Origin of the sequence: Streptomyces sp. MUM 2J (assembly GCF_022414535.1) — a bacterium.
GTDB lineage: Bacteria > Actinomycetota > Actinomycetes > Streptomycetales > Streptomycetaceae > Streptomyces.
The window spans coordinates 246,155-259,101 of the sequence record NZ_JADWYM010000002.1 but is presented as its reverse complement, the minus strand read 5'-3'; the positions used below and the strand labels follow the sequence as shown (position 1 = coordinate 259,101).

18 protein-coding genes and 1 tRNA gene are annotated in these 12,947 nt (G+C 69.6%); all 19 read left to right on the top strand.

From position 1 onward, the window contains the following. Positions 1 to 8: 8 nt before the first annotated feature. The 19 genes from I3F54_RS03100 to I3F54_RS03010 all read left to right on the top strand — a co-directional run bounded on the left by I3F54_RS03100 (position 9) and on the right by I3F54_RS03010 (position 12,939). Complete coding sequence (locus tag I3F54_RS03100; protein WP_308373048.1) at positions 9 to 974, top strand: recombinase family protein; 966 nt, start codon at positions 9 to 11, stop codon at positions 972 to 974. A gap of 216 nt (positions 975 to 1,190) precedes the next feature. After that, positions 1,191 to 1,376, top strand: a complete 186-nt coding sequence (locus tag I3F54_RS03095) for a hypothetical protein (protein WP_240116991.1) — start codon at positions 1,191 to 1,193, stop codon at positions 1,374 to 1,376. A 211-nt stretch (positions 1,377 to 1,587) separates the two neighbouring features. After that, the gene (locus tag I3F54_RS03090) at positions 1,588 to 2,616 is read left to right on the top strand and encodes a ParB/RepB/Spo0J family partition protein (protein ID WP_240116990.1); all 1,029 of its coding nucleotides are present in this window, start codon (positions 1,588 to 1,590) and stop codon (positions 2,614 to 2,616) included. Between the two features lie 236 nt (positions 2,617 to 2,852). Beyond that, positions 2,853 to 3,212, top strand: coding sequence for a hypothetical protein (locus I3F54_RS03085; RefSeq protein WP_240116989.1), 360 nt, complete (start codon positions 2,853 to 2,855; stop codon positions 3,210 to 3,212). A 9-nt stretch (positions 3,213 to 3,221) separates the two neighbouring features. Beyond that, the gene (locus I3F54_RS03080; protein WP_240116988.1) at positions 3,222 to 3,632 is read left to right on the top strand and encodes a hypothetical protein; all 411 of its coding nucleotides are present in this window, start codon (positions 3,222 to 3,224) and stop codon (positions 3,630 to 3,632) included. Beyond that, the gene (locus I3F54_RS03075; protein ID WP_240116987.1) at positions 3,629 to 3,829 is read left to right on the top strand and encodes a hypothetical protein; all 201 of its coding nucleotides are present in this window, start codon (positions 3,629 to 3,631) and stop codon (positions 3,827 to 3,829) included. Before I3F54_RS03080 ends, I3F54_RS03075 begins: the two co-directional genes overlap by 4 nt. 137 nt (positions 3,830 to 3,966) lie before the next feature. Continuing rightward, positions 3,967 to 4,038 (top strand) — tRNA-Gly (locus I3F54_RS03070). Positions 4,039 to 4,209: 171 nt separating this feature from the next. Then, positions 4,210 to 5,577 (top strand): hypothetical protein, encoded by a 1,368-nt coding sequence (locus tag I3F54_RS03065; protein ID WP_240116986.1) that lies wholly within the window; start codon positions 4,210 to 4,212, stop codon positions 5,575 to 5,577. Continuing rightward, positions 5,574 to 6,482: a ParB/Srx family N-terminal domain-containing protein gene (locus I3F54_RS03060; protein ID WP_240116985.1), complete on the top strand. Its 909-nt coding sequence runs from the start codon at positions 5,574 to 5,576 to the stop codon at positions 6,480 to 6,482. The genes I3F54_RS03065 and I3F54_RS03060 overlap by 4 nt, the downstream gene beginning before the upstream one ends. Beyond that, entirely contained in the window at positions 6,479 to 6,700 is a 222-nt protein-coding gene (locus tag I3F54_RS32315) for a hypothetical protein (RefSeq protein WP_240116984.1), read from the top strand. The genes I3F54_RS03060 and I3F54_RS32315 overlap by 4 nt, the downstream gene beginning before the upstream one ends. Then, on the top strand, positions 6,697 to 7,143 hold the full coding sequence (locus I3F54_RS03050) for a VRR-NUC domain-containing protein (protein WP_240116983.1): 447 nt from the start codon (positions 6,697 to 6,699) through the stop codon (positions 7,141 to 7,143). Before I3F54_RS32315 ends, I3F54_RS03050 begins: the two co-directional genes overlap by 4 nt. Continuing rightward, the gene (locus I3F54_RS03045; protein ID WP_240116982.1) at positions 7,140 to 7,343 is read left to right on the top strand and encodes a hypothetical protein; all 204 of its coding nucleotides are present in this window, start codon (positions 7,140 to 7,142) and stop codon (positions 7,341 to 7,343) included. Before I3F54_RS03050 ends, I3F54_RS03045 begins: the two co-directional genes overlap by 4 nt. Beyond that, positions 7,340 to 7,522, top strand: a complete 183-nt coding sequence (locus tag I3F54_RS03040; protein WP_240116981.1) for a hypothetical protein — start codon at positions 7,340 to 7,342, stop codon at positions 7,520 to 7,522. Before I3F54_RS03045 ends, I3F54_RS03040 begins: the two co-directional genes overlap by 4 nt. Then, positions 7,519 to 7,908 (top strand): DUF6193 family natural product biosynthesis protein, encoded by a 390-nt coding sequence (locus I3F54_RS03035; RefSeq protein WP_240116980.1) that lies wholly within the window; start codon positions 7,519 to 7,521, stop codon positions 7,906 to 7,908. Before I3F54_RS03040 ends, I3F54_RS03035 begins: the two co-directional genes overlap by 4 nt. A gap of 15 nt (positions 7,909 to 7,923) precedes the next feature. Continuing rightward, positions 7,924 to 8,466, top strand: a complete 543-nt coding sequence (locus I3F54_RS03030) for a hypothetical protein (RefSeq protein ID WP_240116979.1) — start codon at positions 7,924 to 7,926, stop codon at positions 8,464 to 8,466. Between the two features lie 38 nt (positions 8,467 to 8,504). Continuing rightward, entirely contained in the window at positions 8,505 to 9,920 is a 1,416-nt protein-coding gene (locus I3F54_RS03025) for a terminase large subunit domain-containing protein (protein ID WP_240116978.1), read from the top strand. Between the two features lie 59 nt (positions 9,921 to 9,979). Continuing rightward, on the top strand, positions 9,980 to 11,572 hold the full coding sequence (locus I3F54_RS03020; RefSeq protein ID WP_240116977.1) for a hypothetical protein: 1,593 nt from the start codon (positions 9,980 to 9,982) through the stop codon (positions 11,570 to 11,572). Positions 11,573 to 11,694: 122 nt separating this feature from the next. After that, positions 11,695 to 12,420 (top strand): hypothetical protein, encoded by a 726-nt coding sequence (locus tag I3F54_RS03015; protein ID WP_240116976.1) that lies wholly within the window; start codon positions 11,695 to 11,697, stop codon positions 12,418 to 12,420. A gap of 108 nt (positions 12,421 to 12,528) precedes the next feature. Then, positions 12,529 to 12,939, top strand: a complete 411-nt coding sequence (locus I3F54_RS03010) for a head decoration protein (protein WP_240116975.1) — start codon at positions 12,529 to 12,531, stop codon at positions 12,937 to 12,939. Positions 12,940 to 12,947 lie beyond the last annotated feature (8 nt).

The window sequence follows — 12,947 nt, the reverse complement described above, 5'->3', positions numbered from 1 at the left end:
CATACCATATGGGTTACACCGGGGGATTTTGGGCTGGAGAGAGTATGAGGGCATACGGCCACGAAACGGACGGAGTGACTGCCGTCCCTGATGAGGCTGCCCACTTGGCGGCGGCAGCCAGGCGTCTTCTCGATGAGAGGAAGACGCTCGCGGAAACCGCGAACTGGATGACGGAGAACGCGGGACCAACGGTCTCCGGTCGACCATGGGCGCCAACGACACTGCGGCGCCGACTGCGCAACCCGGCGATCGCCGGCCTCAAGGAGAACGCCGACGGGGAACTGATCCCGGGCCCGGCCGAGCGGCTGATCGACCGCGAGACGTTCGACGCCCTGCAGGAGCTGTTCAGCGAGAACAGGAAGGGCCAGGGCACCAAGCCGAAGCACGTCCACTACCTGTCGGGCGGACCGGCGACGTGCGGTCTGTGCAGGCAGCCGCTGGTGTCCCGGTCTACAGCGAACGGCGGGCGGGGGTACGTCTGCGAGACCGAGGGCTGCGGGAAGGTGCGGATCTCCGCCGAGCCGCTCGACGAGTACGTCGGAGAGCGAGTGGTCGCCCGCCTGCAAGGTCCGACGCACCTCAAGCGCCTGGCCACACTGCGTGACAAGTACGTCAACGAGGCTCGCGAGGCGGAGCGGTTCCTGAAGGAGCAACTGAGCGACCGCAAGAGCGAGTTGGCGCGCGCCTACGGGGCGATGGAGCTGAACCTGGGCGAGTACAGGACAGCCAAGGCCGCGCTGGAAGGCCGACGCACCGAGGCGATGGCGGCGGTGCGCCGCGGCAAGGCCCTTGAGCAGCTTCCGGAGTTGACCCCCAAGGGTGTTGAGACCTGGTGGCACGAGACCGCCGGACGCGAGCAGCGCCGGAACCTCGTTCAGCTCGTCGTACGGGAAGTGCGCGTGGGACCGGCCACCGTGAGGGGCTCACGGAAGTTCGACGAGGCCCGCTTCGAGATCTTCTGGAGGTGGGAGTAGCAACCGGCAACCGGATCACAGAGGTTCGGCTTGTCGGGTCAGACGCCCTCTGCCTGGACATTTGTTTGCGACTGACGGGTAACCGGCATACGCTGACGATCTCGCTCTCTGTGGAATGCTTCGTCACCGCTTGTGGCGCACCTTGGCGGCGTCCCGTGGGGAGCGAACAGGGGGTGCGGCAGGAGGACGCCTGCGCCATGGCTCAAGGGGAGCAGCATGAACCGGCGCGACTCGTCGCAGGCGGGTAGACGGACCGGCGAGGGTGACATGGACCGGACAGCGGACGACGATCCGCTGGGCAAGGGCGGCTGGCTCGATGAGGAGATCCTCAAGGTGCTGATGGGGGCCGACGTCGAATTTGACCCTGAAGATTTGTGGTCAACATGTGTCGAGGAAGAGTAGAGACGCCTAAGCAAGTCCATTTACCCGTGAGCCCCGACCGTCCACTGCAGGCGGGCGGGGCTCGCTTGGTTCAAGTTCCATCGCGCACGAGGCATTCCCCAGCGATCCGTGATCAAGAATACTTGACGGTCAAGATCGTTTGATCATAGCATTTAGTCATCACCTCACAGGAACCCATCCTGCGAGACCGAGAGTGCGAGGAGTCAGCGACATGAACGTCAGCGAGGCGAACATCGAGGTCATCGCGATCCCGCTCGCGGACATCGAGCCCAACCCGGACCAGCCCCGCAAGTTCTTCGACGAGACCAAGCTGGAGGAGCTGGCAGCCCAGTTCCGCTCGGTCGGCCAGCTCCAGCCGATCGTGGTCCGCCCGGCCGGCGACACGTTCCAGATCGTGATGGGCGAGCGCCGCTGGCGGGCCATGCACCTGGTGGAGGGCGCCACCACCATCGAGGCCAAGGTCGTCTCGAGCGTCGACGACGAGAACGCGTTCATCATGGGCATCTCCGAGAACATCGGCCGCGCGGACATGACCCTCATGGAGGAGGCCCAGGCGTACGCGGACCTGGTCGGGTTCGGATACAAGGCAGAGCGCATCGCGGAGATGTTCGGCAAGACCACCGACTACGTGAAGTGGCGGATGGACCTGCTCAACCTCACCACCGACATCGCGGAACTCGTCGCCGAGGGCAAGATCAAGGCCGACTTCGCCTGGTACCTGTCGAAGCTCACGCCGGCGAACCAGAAGGTGGCCGTCACCCGGTACATGAAGGGCGACTTCAGGACGGAGACCGACGCCTCCACCTTCGCGCAGGCCCTGCGGATGAAGGAGAACCAGGAGGGCTTCTTCTCCGAGAAGGAACTGTCGGACAAGGAGAAGGAGGACAAGGCCAAGGAGCGCAAGCAGGCCAAGTCCAAGGTGGACCAGGTCGAGCGCGCCGGGGCACTCCTGGAGGAGCTGGCGAAGCTCACGCCGACGGAGCTGGCCGAGCTGTTCGAGGGCGAGGTGGGCAAGCAGCTGGACGCGGTGGAGCGGGTGCGGAAGGCGGCGGCCGAGGCGGTGAAGAAGCTGCGGAAGGCGAAGGCGATGTCCGAGGCGAAGCAGCTGACGGTCCGACCGGAGCTGGAAGTCGAGCCCGAGACGGAGGACGCCGAGGTCGAGCAGGAGCCGAGCGAGACCGAGATCGCCGAGGCCGCCGCCGAGGAGCCCTCGAAGACGGAGCTTGAGGCCGCGGCCTGAGCTGACGTTCGATCGTGCGCGACAGCCGGGATCCCGAGGCGGGTCCCGGCTGTTTCGCGTCTCCGGGAGGCCCGGGCGACGCGTGGGCGGCATGGGGTGGTGATGGGGTGCGAGTGGGGTGGACCTCAGCCCGTCGACGATAAAACAATATTGGCGAGCGAGGCCAATTGACGATAGAATGTTATTTGACGATCACTCGCTTCGCATCAGGCGCGGGGGAAGGACAGGGAATGTTAATGACCACGAACGAGGGCGGCACACTGTCGCCCGATCAGGCGGCGGCACTGCTGTGCTCTGGGGTGGTGGCGCCCGGCGGCGGATGGGTTGCGCCCGCCCTCGCCACGAAGATCCCGTGCCGGGTGTGCGGGCGGCGACTGCGGGTGGTCCCGGTACGCGGCACGGACGGCAGCGTCGCAGTGGACGGCGAGGGCTGCCTCGTGTTCGGCTCCGGCAGTGTCTCGCGGGACGCGCTCGGCGTGCGGCTGTGCGACAGCTGCTACGAGCTGGCCGGGTGGGAGAACGCCCACAACGACGAGGGCCACAAGGAAAGGCCGGACCCGGGCTGCCCGCTCTGCGGCGGCACGGAACCGGCGTGAGGGAGGACGATGTTCGAGCTGTTCACGCACAGGTACCAGGGCTTCGAGCCGTCGATGGGCGTACCGGTGCGCATCACCTTGGGTGCGCCACGGTGGACGCTGCCGTACGCACTGGAGCACCAGGTACGGGAGGCCGCGCCGAGCCGCGACTACTTCGGAGCGGCACGGCCGGCGTACGAGACGGCGTATGTGTCCCAACTGGACCGGCATGGGGTGGACTTCTTCGCGTCGCGGTTCCAGGAGATCGCGGTCGCGGCCGGGGATCTGCGGCTGGTGCTGCTGTGCTTCGAGGACTTGGCGAAGCCGGATCAGTGGTGCCATCGACGGATGTTCGCCGCGTGGTGGCAGGAGAAGACCGGGGCGAAGGTGAGGGAACTCGGGCCGCTGGGACCCGGGTACGAGCAAGGGACGTTGCTGTGACCGAGGAGCGCAGGCCCAACTGGGTCGAGATGAGACGGGAGGACTTCGAGGCTCCGCCGCGGTCTAAGCCGGCGCCGCCGGGACAGATGGAGCTGTTCGAGCCCGGGCCCGGGAGAGCGAAGGCGAAGTCGCGACTTCCGGAGGAGTGCCCGATCGGGACGATGAGCCTGCTGGACCTGCTCCAGCCGGACCGGTGACAGTCACCGCGTGGGCCTGACCGCGGCTCCATGCATGTGGCGGGTGCGCGATCGCATCCGCCACATGTGTTGTGACAATACTTCGTCTGATACGGTTCGATTGTTGGCGGGTGATCTTCCCGGATCGGCCCCGCCACGCGCCGGTAGTGCACCTGGCAGCACGCCCCGCCCCCGGTGGGGAGGAGCCCGTTCGAGTCGGGCCCGGCGCTCAAGGACGCGTCCGCACAGGCATGTGGTGCGGAGCCGACCAGCCAAGGAACCACCCCCTCCAGGCGTCCCCCGCGCCTCCTGGTTCCCCGGCGGCCCGGCACGGCAGGACCAGCCCCCTGCCCCTCCGGACCCGCGTCCTTCTCAACCAGATCCGCGCAGGGGAGGCAGCGTTGTTCCACGGCTCGATCCCCGCGGACCTCCGCGCGATCATCCACGAGCACGCCACCACCTGGCGCGGCCAGGCGGAGGACATCTACGTCGGCTGCTCGGGCAACTTCACCATCGAACGCGTCCTGCACGACGCCGGGTTCCAGCTCCACGGCTGCGACGTGCAGCTGTACTCGTCGGCGATCGGCTGGTACCTCGCCGGGCAGGAGCTCCCCATCACGATCCGTCCCGAGTCGGCGGACGAACTCGGCTGGCTGGCCCCGTACATGGACGGCCGGGCCGGCACGCTCGCGGTAGTGCTGCTTGGCTCCCGTTTCTTCCAGTGGCTCGGACGCGGGGACCATCCGTACTACGGCCGGATGCTGGCCGCGTACCGGCAACAGTTCCCGCAGCTGTACGCGAAGACGGTCGCGAAGATCGAGGCGCTGCCACTGCGGCTCGCCTCGTACGCGCCGATGGACGTGAACCAGTGGCTCGCCGAGCAGGTACCGGCCGAGGCCCCGGTCGTCGCCTTCCCTCCGTTCTACGCGGGTGACTACGAGGGCCAGTTCGCGGCCCTGGACAAGCACTTGGACTGGCCGGCACCCGAGTACCCGACGCTGGACGACGCCGCGAAGCAAACCCTGATCGAGCGCATCACCGACCGGCCGCACTGGGTGCTCGGCCTCCACTTCGACGTCGAGGAACTGCGCGGGCACCTACGCGGCCAGGTACAGACGGCCAACCGCGGACTGCCGATCAACGTCTACGCGTCGGTCCCGCGCTCACGGATCGTGCGCCCGAACCAGCGCCTTGAACCGGTGCGCGCACCGCGGCTCGTACCGGGCCGGGAGCTCGGCGGGACACTGACCCTCGCGCCGCTGTCGATGGGGCAGTTCGCGACCCTGCGGTCGCAGTACATGAACCACAACATCCGCCCGGGCACGCCGACGATGGCGCTCGCTGTCCTTGTCGACGGGGTCGTGGTGGGCGCGTTCGCGTTCTCGACGCCGAAGTACGACCCGCACAACGTGTACCTGCTGTCCGACTTCCCAGTCGCGCCGACGTCGTACGGGCGGCTGGCCAAGCTCGTGCTGTACGCGGCGCTGTCGACCGAGGCGCAGTTCCTCGCGCAGCGCGCCATGAACACCCGCCTGACCCGGCTGAACACGACGGCGTTCACGCAGCGGCCTGTGTCGATGAAGTACCGCGGGCTGCTGCGGCTGAACTCGCGCAAGGACTCCGCCGACCCCGCCTACCGCTACCAGCTCGACTACGGCTCCGAGCTGGGCCGCTGGTCGCTGGCCGAAGGGTTCGCGCACTGGAGGAGCAAGCACGGACAGGCCCAGGGACTCAAGGAGCCGACGGAGGAGGAGGAGACGGCGACATGACCCCCGCCCCGCTCAAGCCCCGCATGGTCGAGGGCGACCCGCGCGAGCTGACGCTGCTGGACATCAACGCGCGCTTCATGCGGCACGAGCAGTTCCAGCGCCTGGTCGCGAACATCCGTGACGACGGCGCGCTGACCTCGACGCCGCTCGTGTGGAACGACGCGGAGACCGGCCGTCGCATCGTCCTGTCGGGCAACCACCGCACCAAGGCGGCGATCGAGGTCGGCCTGGAGCGCATCTGGTGGATGGAGATCACCGAACCGCTCCCCCGGCAGCGGCAGATCGCGCTCCAGCTCGCCCACAACGCGATCGCCGGCGAGGACGACCCGGCCACCCTCAAGGCCCTGTACGAGGAGCTGGAGGACGTATCCATGCGCCTCTACTCCGGCCTTGACGACAAGACCCTCGAACTCCTCGACGAGGTCACCGTGCCGAGCCTCGCGGAGGCGAACCTGGACTTCGCGACCGTGCAGATCGTCTTCCTGCCGGACGAGAAGGAGACTGCGGAGAAGGCCCTGGAGGCCGCCCGGAAGGCGGCTTCCGCCGACGCCCGCTGGCTGGCCCACATCGAGCAGTACGAGGGCGTGCTGGACACCCTCGACACGACGAAGGGCGCGCACAACATCGGCAACGTCGCCGCCGCGTTCGCGATCATCCTCGCGGTCGTGGAGCGGCATCTCGGAGCGCTCGCCGAGGGCTGGTACGACCCGGACGAGCAGACCGCCACCCGCAAGGGCACCGCCCCGATCGAGACAGTGCTCGCCACCCGCACCATGCCGGCCGACGCCGCGGCCGTCGTCCAGCGGGCCATCGACCGCATGGAGCGGGACGGCGACATCGAGACGGGGCAGCGGTGGCGGGCCCTGGAGCTGTGGGCCGCCGACTACCTGGCAGGTGCGGCGTGACCCAGCCCGACGTGCGGGTCGGCCAGGTGTGGGCCGACAACGACAAGCGCAGCGAGGGCCGCACCGTACGCGTAGACGAGGTCGACGTCCGCTACGCGCACTGCACGGTCCTCACTTCCGCTACTCCCGGCAGCCGAACCGGGCAGCGGACCCGGATCGCGCTGGAGCGGATGCGGCCGACGAGCACCGGCTACCGGCTGCTGGACGGTGCCCCGTGAACGGGGAGCTGTGCCGCAAGCTGCTCACCGAACGGTACGGGCCACTCGACCGACTGGAGGCCGAGCGCTTCCCGGTGGCCGTCGACCGGGTGGAGCCGGTGACCGGTGCGAGCGAGGAGCAATGGCGACGCAAGGTCCGTGAGATCGCCGCTCAGTACGGCTGGCGGCTCCAGTACCACACGGCGGACTCCCGCCGCTCCGACCCGGGCTGGCCGGACGAGGTCTTCGGGCACCTCGGCCAGCGCCGCACGCTGTTCGTCGAGTTCAAGACCGACACCGGGCGGCTCCGTCCTGCCCAGCGCGAGTGGCTGGCCCATCTGGCCGACAGCGGGTTCGAAGTCGCCGTCTGGCGGCCTCGCGATCTGCGCACCGTACTGCGCGTGCTCGGTCCCGAGCGGCAGCGCGCCACCCTCCCGCCGAACTTCCGGAGGCCCACGCCATGAGCGGCTCACCCGCCGACGAGCTGAACCGGCTCCACGCCGAGATCGACCACCTGACCACGGTCCACCGCACCGCCGCTGGCATGGCCCGGGCCCTGACCGAGCATCTCGCGGACGAGCCGTTCCGCCTCGCCTGCCAGCTCGCCCGCCTCCTCGACGGCGACCTCGAACCCGACGACGTGACTGAAGGAATCGCACAGTGAACCTAGCCAAGGACTCCTCGTCTTGGGAGCGCACGGTCTCCGTCACCCCCCTGCCCGACTCGGTACGCCGCAAGGCCGCCCTCCAGGTCGCCGCCCGCGCATCCGGTCGGAACGAATGCCGCGACCTCCTGGAGCACCTGGGACTGCGGGATCCGGTGTTGCGCAGAATGACGGGATGACCGGCATCGTGGAAGCGCAGTGGCAGAAACTCCTGGCGGCACCGGAAGGGCCGCACTGGCTCAAGGAGAGCTTCGCCGAGCTCGCACAAGCAGCGTACGAGCAGCCGCAGCTCCGAGAGCTCTACCCGTGGACGGGGATGTGGGAGCTGCACTTCAGCAGGTGCACCGAAGCGCCCTTCAGCTGGGACATCCCGTACGCCGGCCCGTCACGCGACGGCGGTTACCGGGTCGACGGGCCATCGCGCAGCGAGCAGGTCGGCGAGGCCGCGACCGCACGCGAGGCGATCGCCATGGTGCTTGAGTACCTGCCTCCCGGCTGCGGCCCGGCCTTCGACGGGAATGCGATGGAACTCGCCGCGTACGAGAGGACGCAGGAATCCAGGTAGGAGCACGACGATCGGATGGCGGACAGCGCCGAGGCATGGGAGCGGCAGTCGGGCGAATCGTCCGCCGCGTGGGAGGCGTTTGCCTGCTATCGCGATCTCGGCCTGTCCCGCAGCATCGGCAAGGTCGCGGAGCGACTGGCGAAGTCCCGCACCCTGATCGAGCGCTGGTCGACGGCCCACCGCTGGGTGCTGCGCGCCGAGGCTTGGGACCGGGAGCAGGACCGGCTCTGGCGCGCCGAGCGGCACCAGGCGGCCCGCGAGGTCGCGCGTCGGCACGCCCGCCTCGCGTCCGCCGCGCAGTCGAAGATCGTCGCCCAGCTTCAGCAGCTCGACCCCTCGCGTCTGAGCCCGTCGGACGTGATCCGCTGGCTGGAGGTCACGATCCGCATCGAGCGCCAGGCATACGGCATGGACCTCGCCGACGTCCCCTCGACGTCCACCGGCCCGCAGACGGCGGACGTCACCGGCCTGACGGACGAGGAACGCCGCGCCCGCATGGAGCAGCTGCGCCGCGAACTGGAGGCCCGCATCGGCACCCTGGGCGGTGAGCCATCGTGACCCTGGACCCGACGGGCCCGCTTCCGGAGCCGGCCGGCATGTCTGACGCCGAGCTGCACGCGGAGATCACCGCGCTGATCGAGGCCGACGCCGCCTCGTCGCGCCGCTGGGCCTGCGACCGCCCCGGCTGCGACGGCCTGCCCCACGAGGGCTGGTTGCACCACCACGCTCGCGCCGCCCAACGCCTCCCGCAGGGGGCCTGGGCGGCCTGGATGATGCTGACGGGCCGAGGCTGGGGGAAGACGAAATCCGCTGCCGAGGCCGTACGCGAGTGGACGAGCACGCCGGGCACGATGATCGCGGTCGTCGCGAAGAACGCCACGCTCGTGAAGGAGATCTGCTTCGAGTCCCCCAAGTCCGGCCTCCTCGCGGTCATCCCGCCCGAGGACATCCGCCGCTACAACCCCGGCAACGGCCTGACCACCCTACGCATGAAGAACGGCTCCGCGATCTACGGCTTCGGCGCCGAGACACCCGACAACCTCCGCGGCTTCGCCTTCGACAAGGGCTGGCTCGACGAGTACGCCGCCTGGAACCGGCACACCGCCCAGTCGGTGTACGACATGCTGTGGTTCTGCCTGCGCGAAGCCCCGACCCCGCAGGTCGTCGTCTCCACCACCCCCAAGCCACTCCCCCACGTCAAGCGCCTCGTCGAGCGCGGCCGCCGCCCTGGGTCCACCGTGATCCTGACCACCGGCCGCACCGAGGACAACCGCGCCAACCTCTCCCCGGCCGCGCTCGCCGAACTCGACTCCGAGTACGGCGGCACCCGCCTCGGCCGCCAGGAACTCAACGGCGTACTCCTCGAGGACGTCGAGGGCGCGCTGTGGAAGCAGTGGATGTTCGAGGTCGAGGGCTTCCGCATCGCCCGCACCACGGTCCCGCCGCTCGACCGCCTGGTCGTCGCCGTCGACCCGGCCGTCACCACCACCGACTCCGCGGACCTGACCGCCTTCACCGTGGCCGGCCGCTCCTACCCGCTGGAGCAGATGTACGGCGACCGCCGCCCCCGCGGCTACGTCCTCCACGCCGAACAGGACCGCCACACCCCGACAGCCGCGATGCGCCGCGCCGCCGCCCTCTACCACGAGCACCAGGCCGACTGCGTGGTCGTCGAGGCCAACAACGGCGGCGACTACCTCCCCGCCCTCCTCGCCGAGGTCGACCCGGCCGTACCGTGCCGCGTCGTCCACGCCACCCGCGGCAAACGCGCCCGCGCCGCCCCGGTCGCGATGCTCTACGAGCAGTCCCGCATCACCCACGCCGGCCCGCCCCGCACGTTCGCAGTGCTGGAGGAGCAGATGACGACGTACGTCGGCGCCTCGGAGGTCCAGGAGAAGTCCCCGGACCTCCTCGACTCCTGCGTCTGGGCGCTTACCGATCTCCTCCTCGACGCGTCGGCTCTCGGAGCTCCCTCACGTCCTTCCGACGGCCGCCTCTCGGGCCGTCGCTGATGTTCTCCGCGCATGCCTTAGGCTGCGCCGCCTTGTAGCGGACTGACCAGGAGTACGACATGCGGCCTTTGCGGAATCTGATCGTCGATACGTGGGGTGCCCTGTCGTACAAGCCGGCGTTCCAGAGGGCCTCGGAGGGCCGTCTCTCGGGGCTCCCTGGGCACGCGGGCGAAACCTGGGTGCCCAAGGCGGACCGCCGACGGCTCGCGGCGTACACGCTCCTCGCCGCGTACGATACGAACCAGGCGGCTGCCCTGCTGGGCGAGGGCGGTGCGGACCGGCGCGAGTACGGGGATCCGGCGCTGATCGTCGACCAGACCTTGACGCACCTCATCGGTGAAACGCAGCAGATCGTCGTCGGCGGCGCGGACGACAGTGAGACGGCGCGGGCGGCCGAGTCCCTGCTGAGGGAGTGGGCGGAACGCGAGCATCTGTGGATGCGGATGCAGCACGCCGAGCGCAACGCTGTCCTGCTTGGCGACACCGTGTACCTCCTGGCGTGGTCACGGGCGAAGGGACGGCCGACTCTGAAGACCATCGACCCGGGTTTCTACTTCCCTTTGTTGTCCGACGACGCCGTCGACTCGGACGAGTACCCGACGCGGGTCCACCTGGCGTGGGAGACACCGGCCGATCCGGCGTCGGGCCGGAAGGGCACGCTGCGCCGTGTCACGTACGAGCTCGGGCCGGTCGATGCCGACTCCGGCGCAGCCCGCGCGTATCCGTGGTCCGCACGGCCCACCGACGTCACCTGCTATCTGACGGACGCCGAGTGGGACCTGGAACAGGTCGACCAGACGGGTGCCATCGACGCGCTCTCGCTACGTCGAGCCCGGTTCCGCACCAACGCGGACGGGGAGGTACTCGACCGGCTTGACCTGCACATCGACTTCATCCCGATCGTCCATGTACCGAACACCATCAACGGCGCCGAGCACTTCGGCCAGTCAACGCTGCTGAAGGCCACGCAGCTCCTCGACGATCTCGGGGCTGCCGACACGGACAGTCAGCGTGCTTCGGCAACCACTGGGTCACCGATCATCGGTCTCTCCGGCGCCCGGCTGCCGGTCGACCGTACTTCGGGCCGGCCACTGCCGGTGCAAGTGGAGCCGGGGATGGTCTGGCCACTCGGGGAGACCGGCCAGCTCACCACGGTGGACACCTCCGCCCAGCTGTCCGAACTCCGCGCCTATGTGGAGGCACTACGCGACCGGCTGTCAGTGGTCACCCGGCTTCCGGCCAGCGTGCTCGGCACCATGGACGCCTCGCAGGCGGCCTCCGGCTACGCAATGCAGCTGAGCTTCGGCCCGCTGGACGCCATGGTCCGCTCCATGCGGCTCGCGCGGGCGGCCAAGTATCCGCTGCTGCTGAAGATGGTGCTGCGCCTCTACCAGGCTGCCGGTGTGCTGCCGCCGGGGCTACAGCCCCCGGCGTCCATCGCCTTCGGCTCCTATCTGCCGAGCGACCAGGCCAGCATCCTCGATCTGGTGGTCAAGGGCGTTACCGCCGGTGTGCTCGCCCTGGAGACAGGAGTGCGCATGCTGGTGGATGCGGGCTTCCCCATCGACGACGCGGCGGAAGAGGTCGCCCGTATCGGAGAGCAGCGCCGCGAGGCGGAGCTCAGGGTCGGCGGGAGCATTAACGAGATGTAGTCGGCCCAAGACCTCGCCCTCCCGGTCCCCGACGGGCGTCACCGCACGAGGCACTGACGGCGCCTGCGCGGCGAGGGTTAGACTCCGCCCGACGCGGGGGCGTCTGGGCGAGGAGTCTGCCCATGACCGTACGAACACGACCGCCGCTGCCGCTCGCACCGCTCGGCTACCGCCGCGACGGCCGTCCCATCTTCCCCATCCTCGGCGCATCCCCCGACGACCCTGGGAACTCGCCAACCGGCGAGACGTCGCCAGAGGGCACTGACACCGCGGTGGTGACCATCCCGCAGGAAGAGCTGTCCCGTCGCTTCGCCCGCGAGAAGGATCAGGGCCGCCGCGCCGGTGTACGCGACCTCCTAGGCCAGCTCGGGTTCGAGTCGGCGAAGGCCCTGCCGGAGTACGTGCAGAGCCAGCGCCAGACCGAGCAACAGGAGAAGGATGCTGAGCAAGCGCGCCTCTCGGAGGTCGAGCGCCGCGAGCAGGCCGCCGCCGAGCGCGAGCGGCAGGCCCAGGAACGCGAGACCGCAGCGGTGGCCCGGGAGCGGGATGCCGCACGCCGCGCTGTCCTGGTCGGCCTGGGCGCCACCGGCACCGAACTGGAGGACGCCGTGGTGCTGCTCAACCGCCTCGCCGACCCCGACGCGGACGACAGCGCGCTGGCCGGGGCAGCCGAGGAACTGAAGGAACGCCGCCCAGAACTCTTCGGCCAGCGGCCTCCGCAGCCGCCGACAGCGCCACCTTCGGGCAGCCCCTCCAACATCCCCGGACGCTCAGGAGCCACCGCGCCCCGCCCCGGCCAGGTCGGCCTGGACATCGCCCGTCGCCGCGGCCACATCAAGAGCGCCTGACCCAGCACGCCTTCGGGGACCGCGCCCCCTCACTTCCTCGCGGACGACGGCACCAACCGGTGACCGTTCGGACTCGCCGCCCGCACAGCCCGACCGGAGGCGCCTGCCGTGGATCTCCAACCGATCACGTACTCCGAGTCCGCCACCGCCGACCGCCCATGGCTGGCGTCCCGGCACGGACTCGACACCCCGCTCACCATCACCCTCGACACCGCCCTGTTCACACAGGGCACCCACTACACCCCGCCCACGCTCGGCCAGCCCCGCAACGTCATGACAGCCGGCATCCCCCTCGGCCGCGTCACCGCCACCGGCCTCTACGGCCCGTGGGACGCGGCCGCCACGGACGGCCGCGCCACCTTCACCGGCGTGCTCCTCGCCGATGTCCCCTTCGCCCCGGGCAGCGGCCGCGCAGGCGCAGCTCTGCTCTGGCACGGCGTGATCGCCACCGCCCACATCCCTGGCGGTCTCGACCCGACCGCCATCACCGCCTCGACCACGCAGATCCACTTCATCTGACCCCGCTG

Bases quoted from the DNA above. Each gene is read 5' to 3' on its own strand.
- I3F54_RS03100 (WP_308373048.1), top strand. From the start codon at position 9: ATGGGTTACACCGGGGGATTTTGGGCTGGAGAGAGTATGAGGGCATAC.
- I3F54_RS03095 (WP_240116991.1), top strand. From the start codon at position 1,191: ATGAACCGGCGCGACTCGTCGCAGGCGGGTAGACGGACCGGCGAGGGT.
- I3F54_RS03090 (WP_240116990.1), top strand. From the start codon at position 1,588: ATGAACGTCAGCGAGGCGAACATCGAGGTCATCGCGATCCCGCTCGCG.
- I3F54_RS03085 (WP_240116989.1), top strand. From the start codon at position 2,853: ATGACCACGAACGAGGGCGGCACACTGTCGCCCGATCAGGCGGCGGCA.
- I3F54_RS03080 (WP_240116988.1), top strand. From the start codon at position 3,222: ATGTTCGAGCTGTTCACGCACAGGTACCAGGGCTTCGAGCCGTCGATG.
- I3F54_RS03060 (WP_240116985.1), top strand. From the start codon at position 5,574: ATGACCCCCGCCCCGCTCAAGCCCCGCATGGTCGAGGGCGACCCGCGC.
- I3F54_RS03045 (WP_240116982.1), top strand. From the start codon at position 7,140: ATGAGCGGCTCACCCGCCGACGAGCTGAACCGGCTCCACGCCGAGATC.
- I3F54_RS03035 (WP_240116980.1), top strand. From the start codon at position 7,519: ATGACCGGCATCGTGGAAGCGCAGTGGCAGAAACTCCTGGCGGCACCG.
- I3F54_RS03030 (WP_240116979.1), top strand. From the start codon at position 7,924: ATGGCGGACAGCGCCGAGGCATGGGAGCGGCAGTCGGGCGAATCGTCC.
- I3F54_RS03025 (WP_240116978.1), top strand. From the start codon at position 8,505: ATGTCTGACGCCGAGCTGCACGCGGAGATCACCGCGCTGATCGAGGCC.
- I3F54_RS03020 (WP_240116977.1), top strand. From the start codon at position 9,980: ATGCGGCCTTTGCGGAATCTGATCGTCGATACGTGGGGTGCCCTGTCG.
- I3F54_RS03015 (WP_240116976.1), top strand. From the start codon at position 11,695: ATGACCGTACGAACACGACCGCCGCTGCCGCTCGCACCGCTCGGCTAC.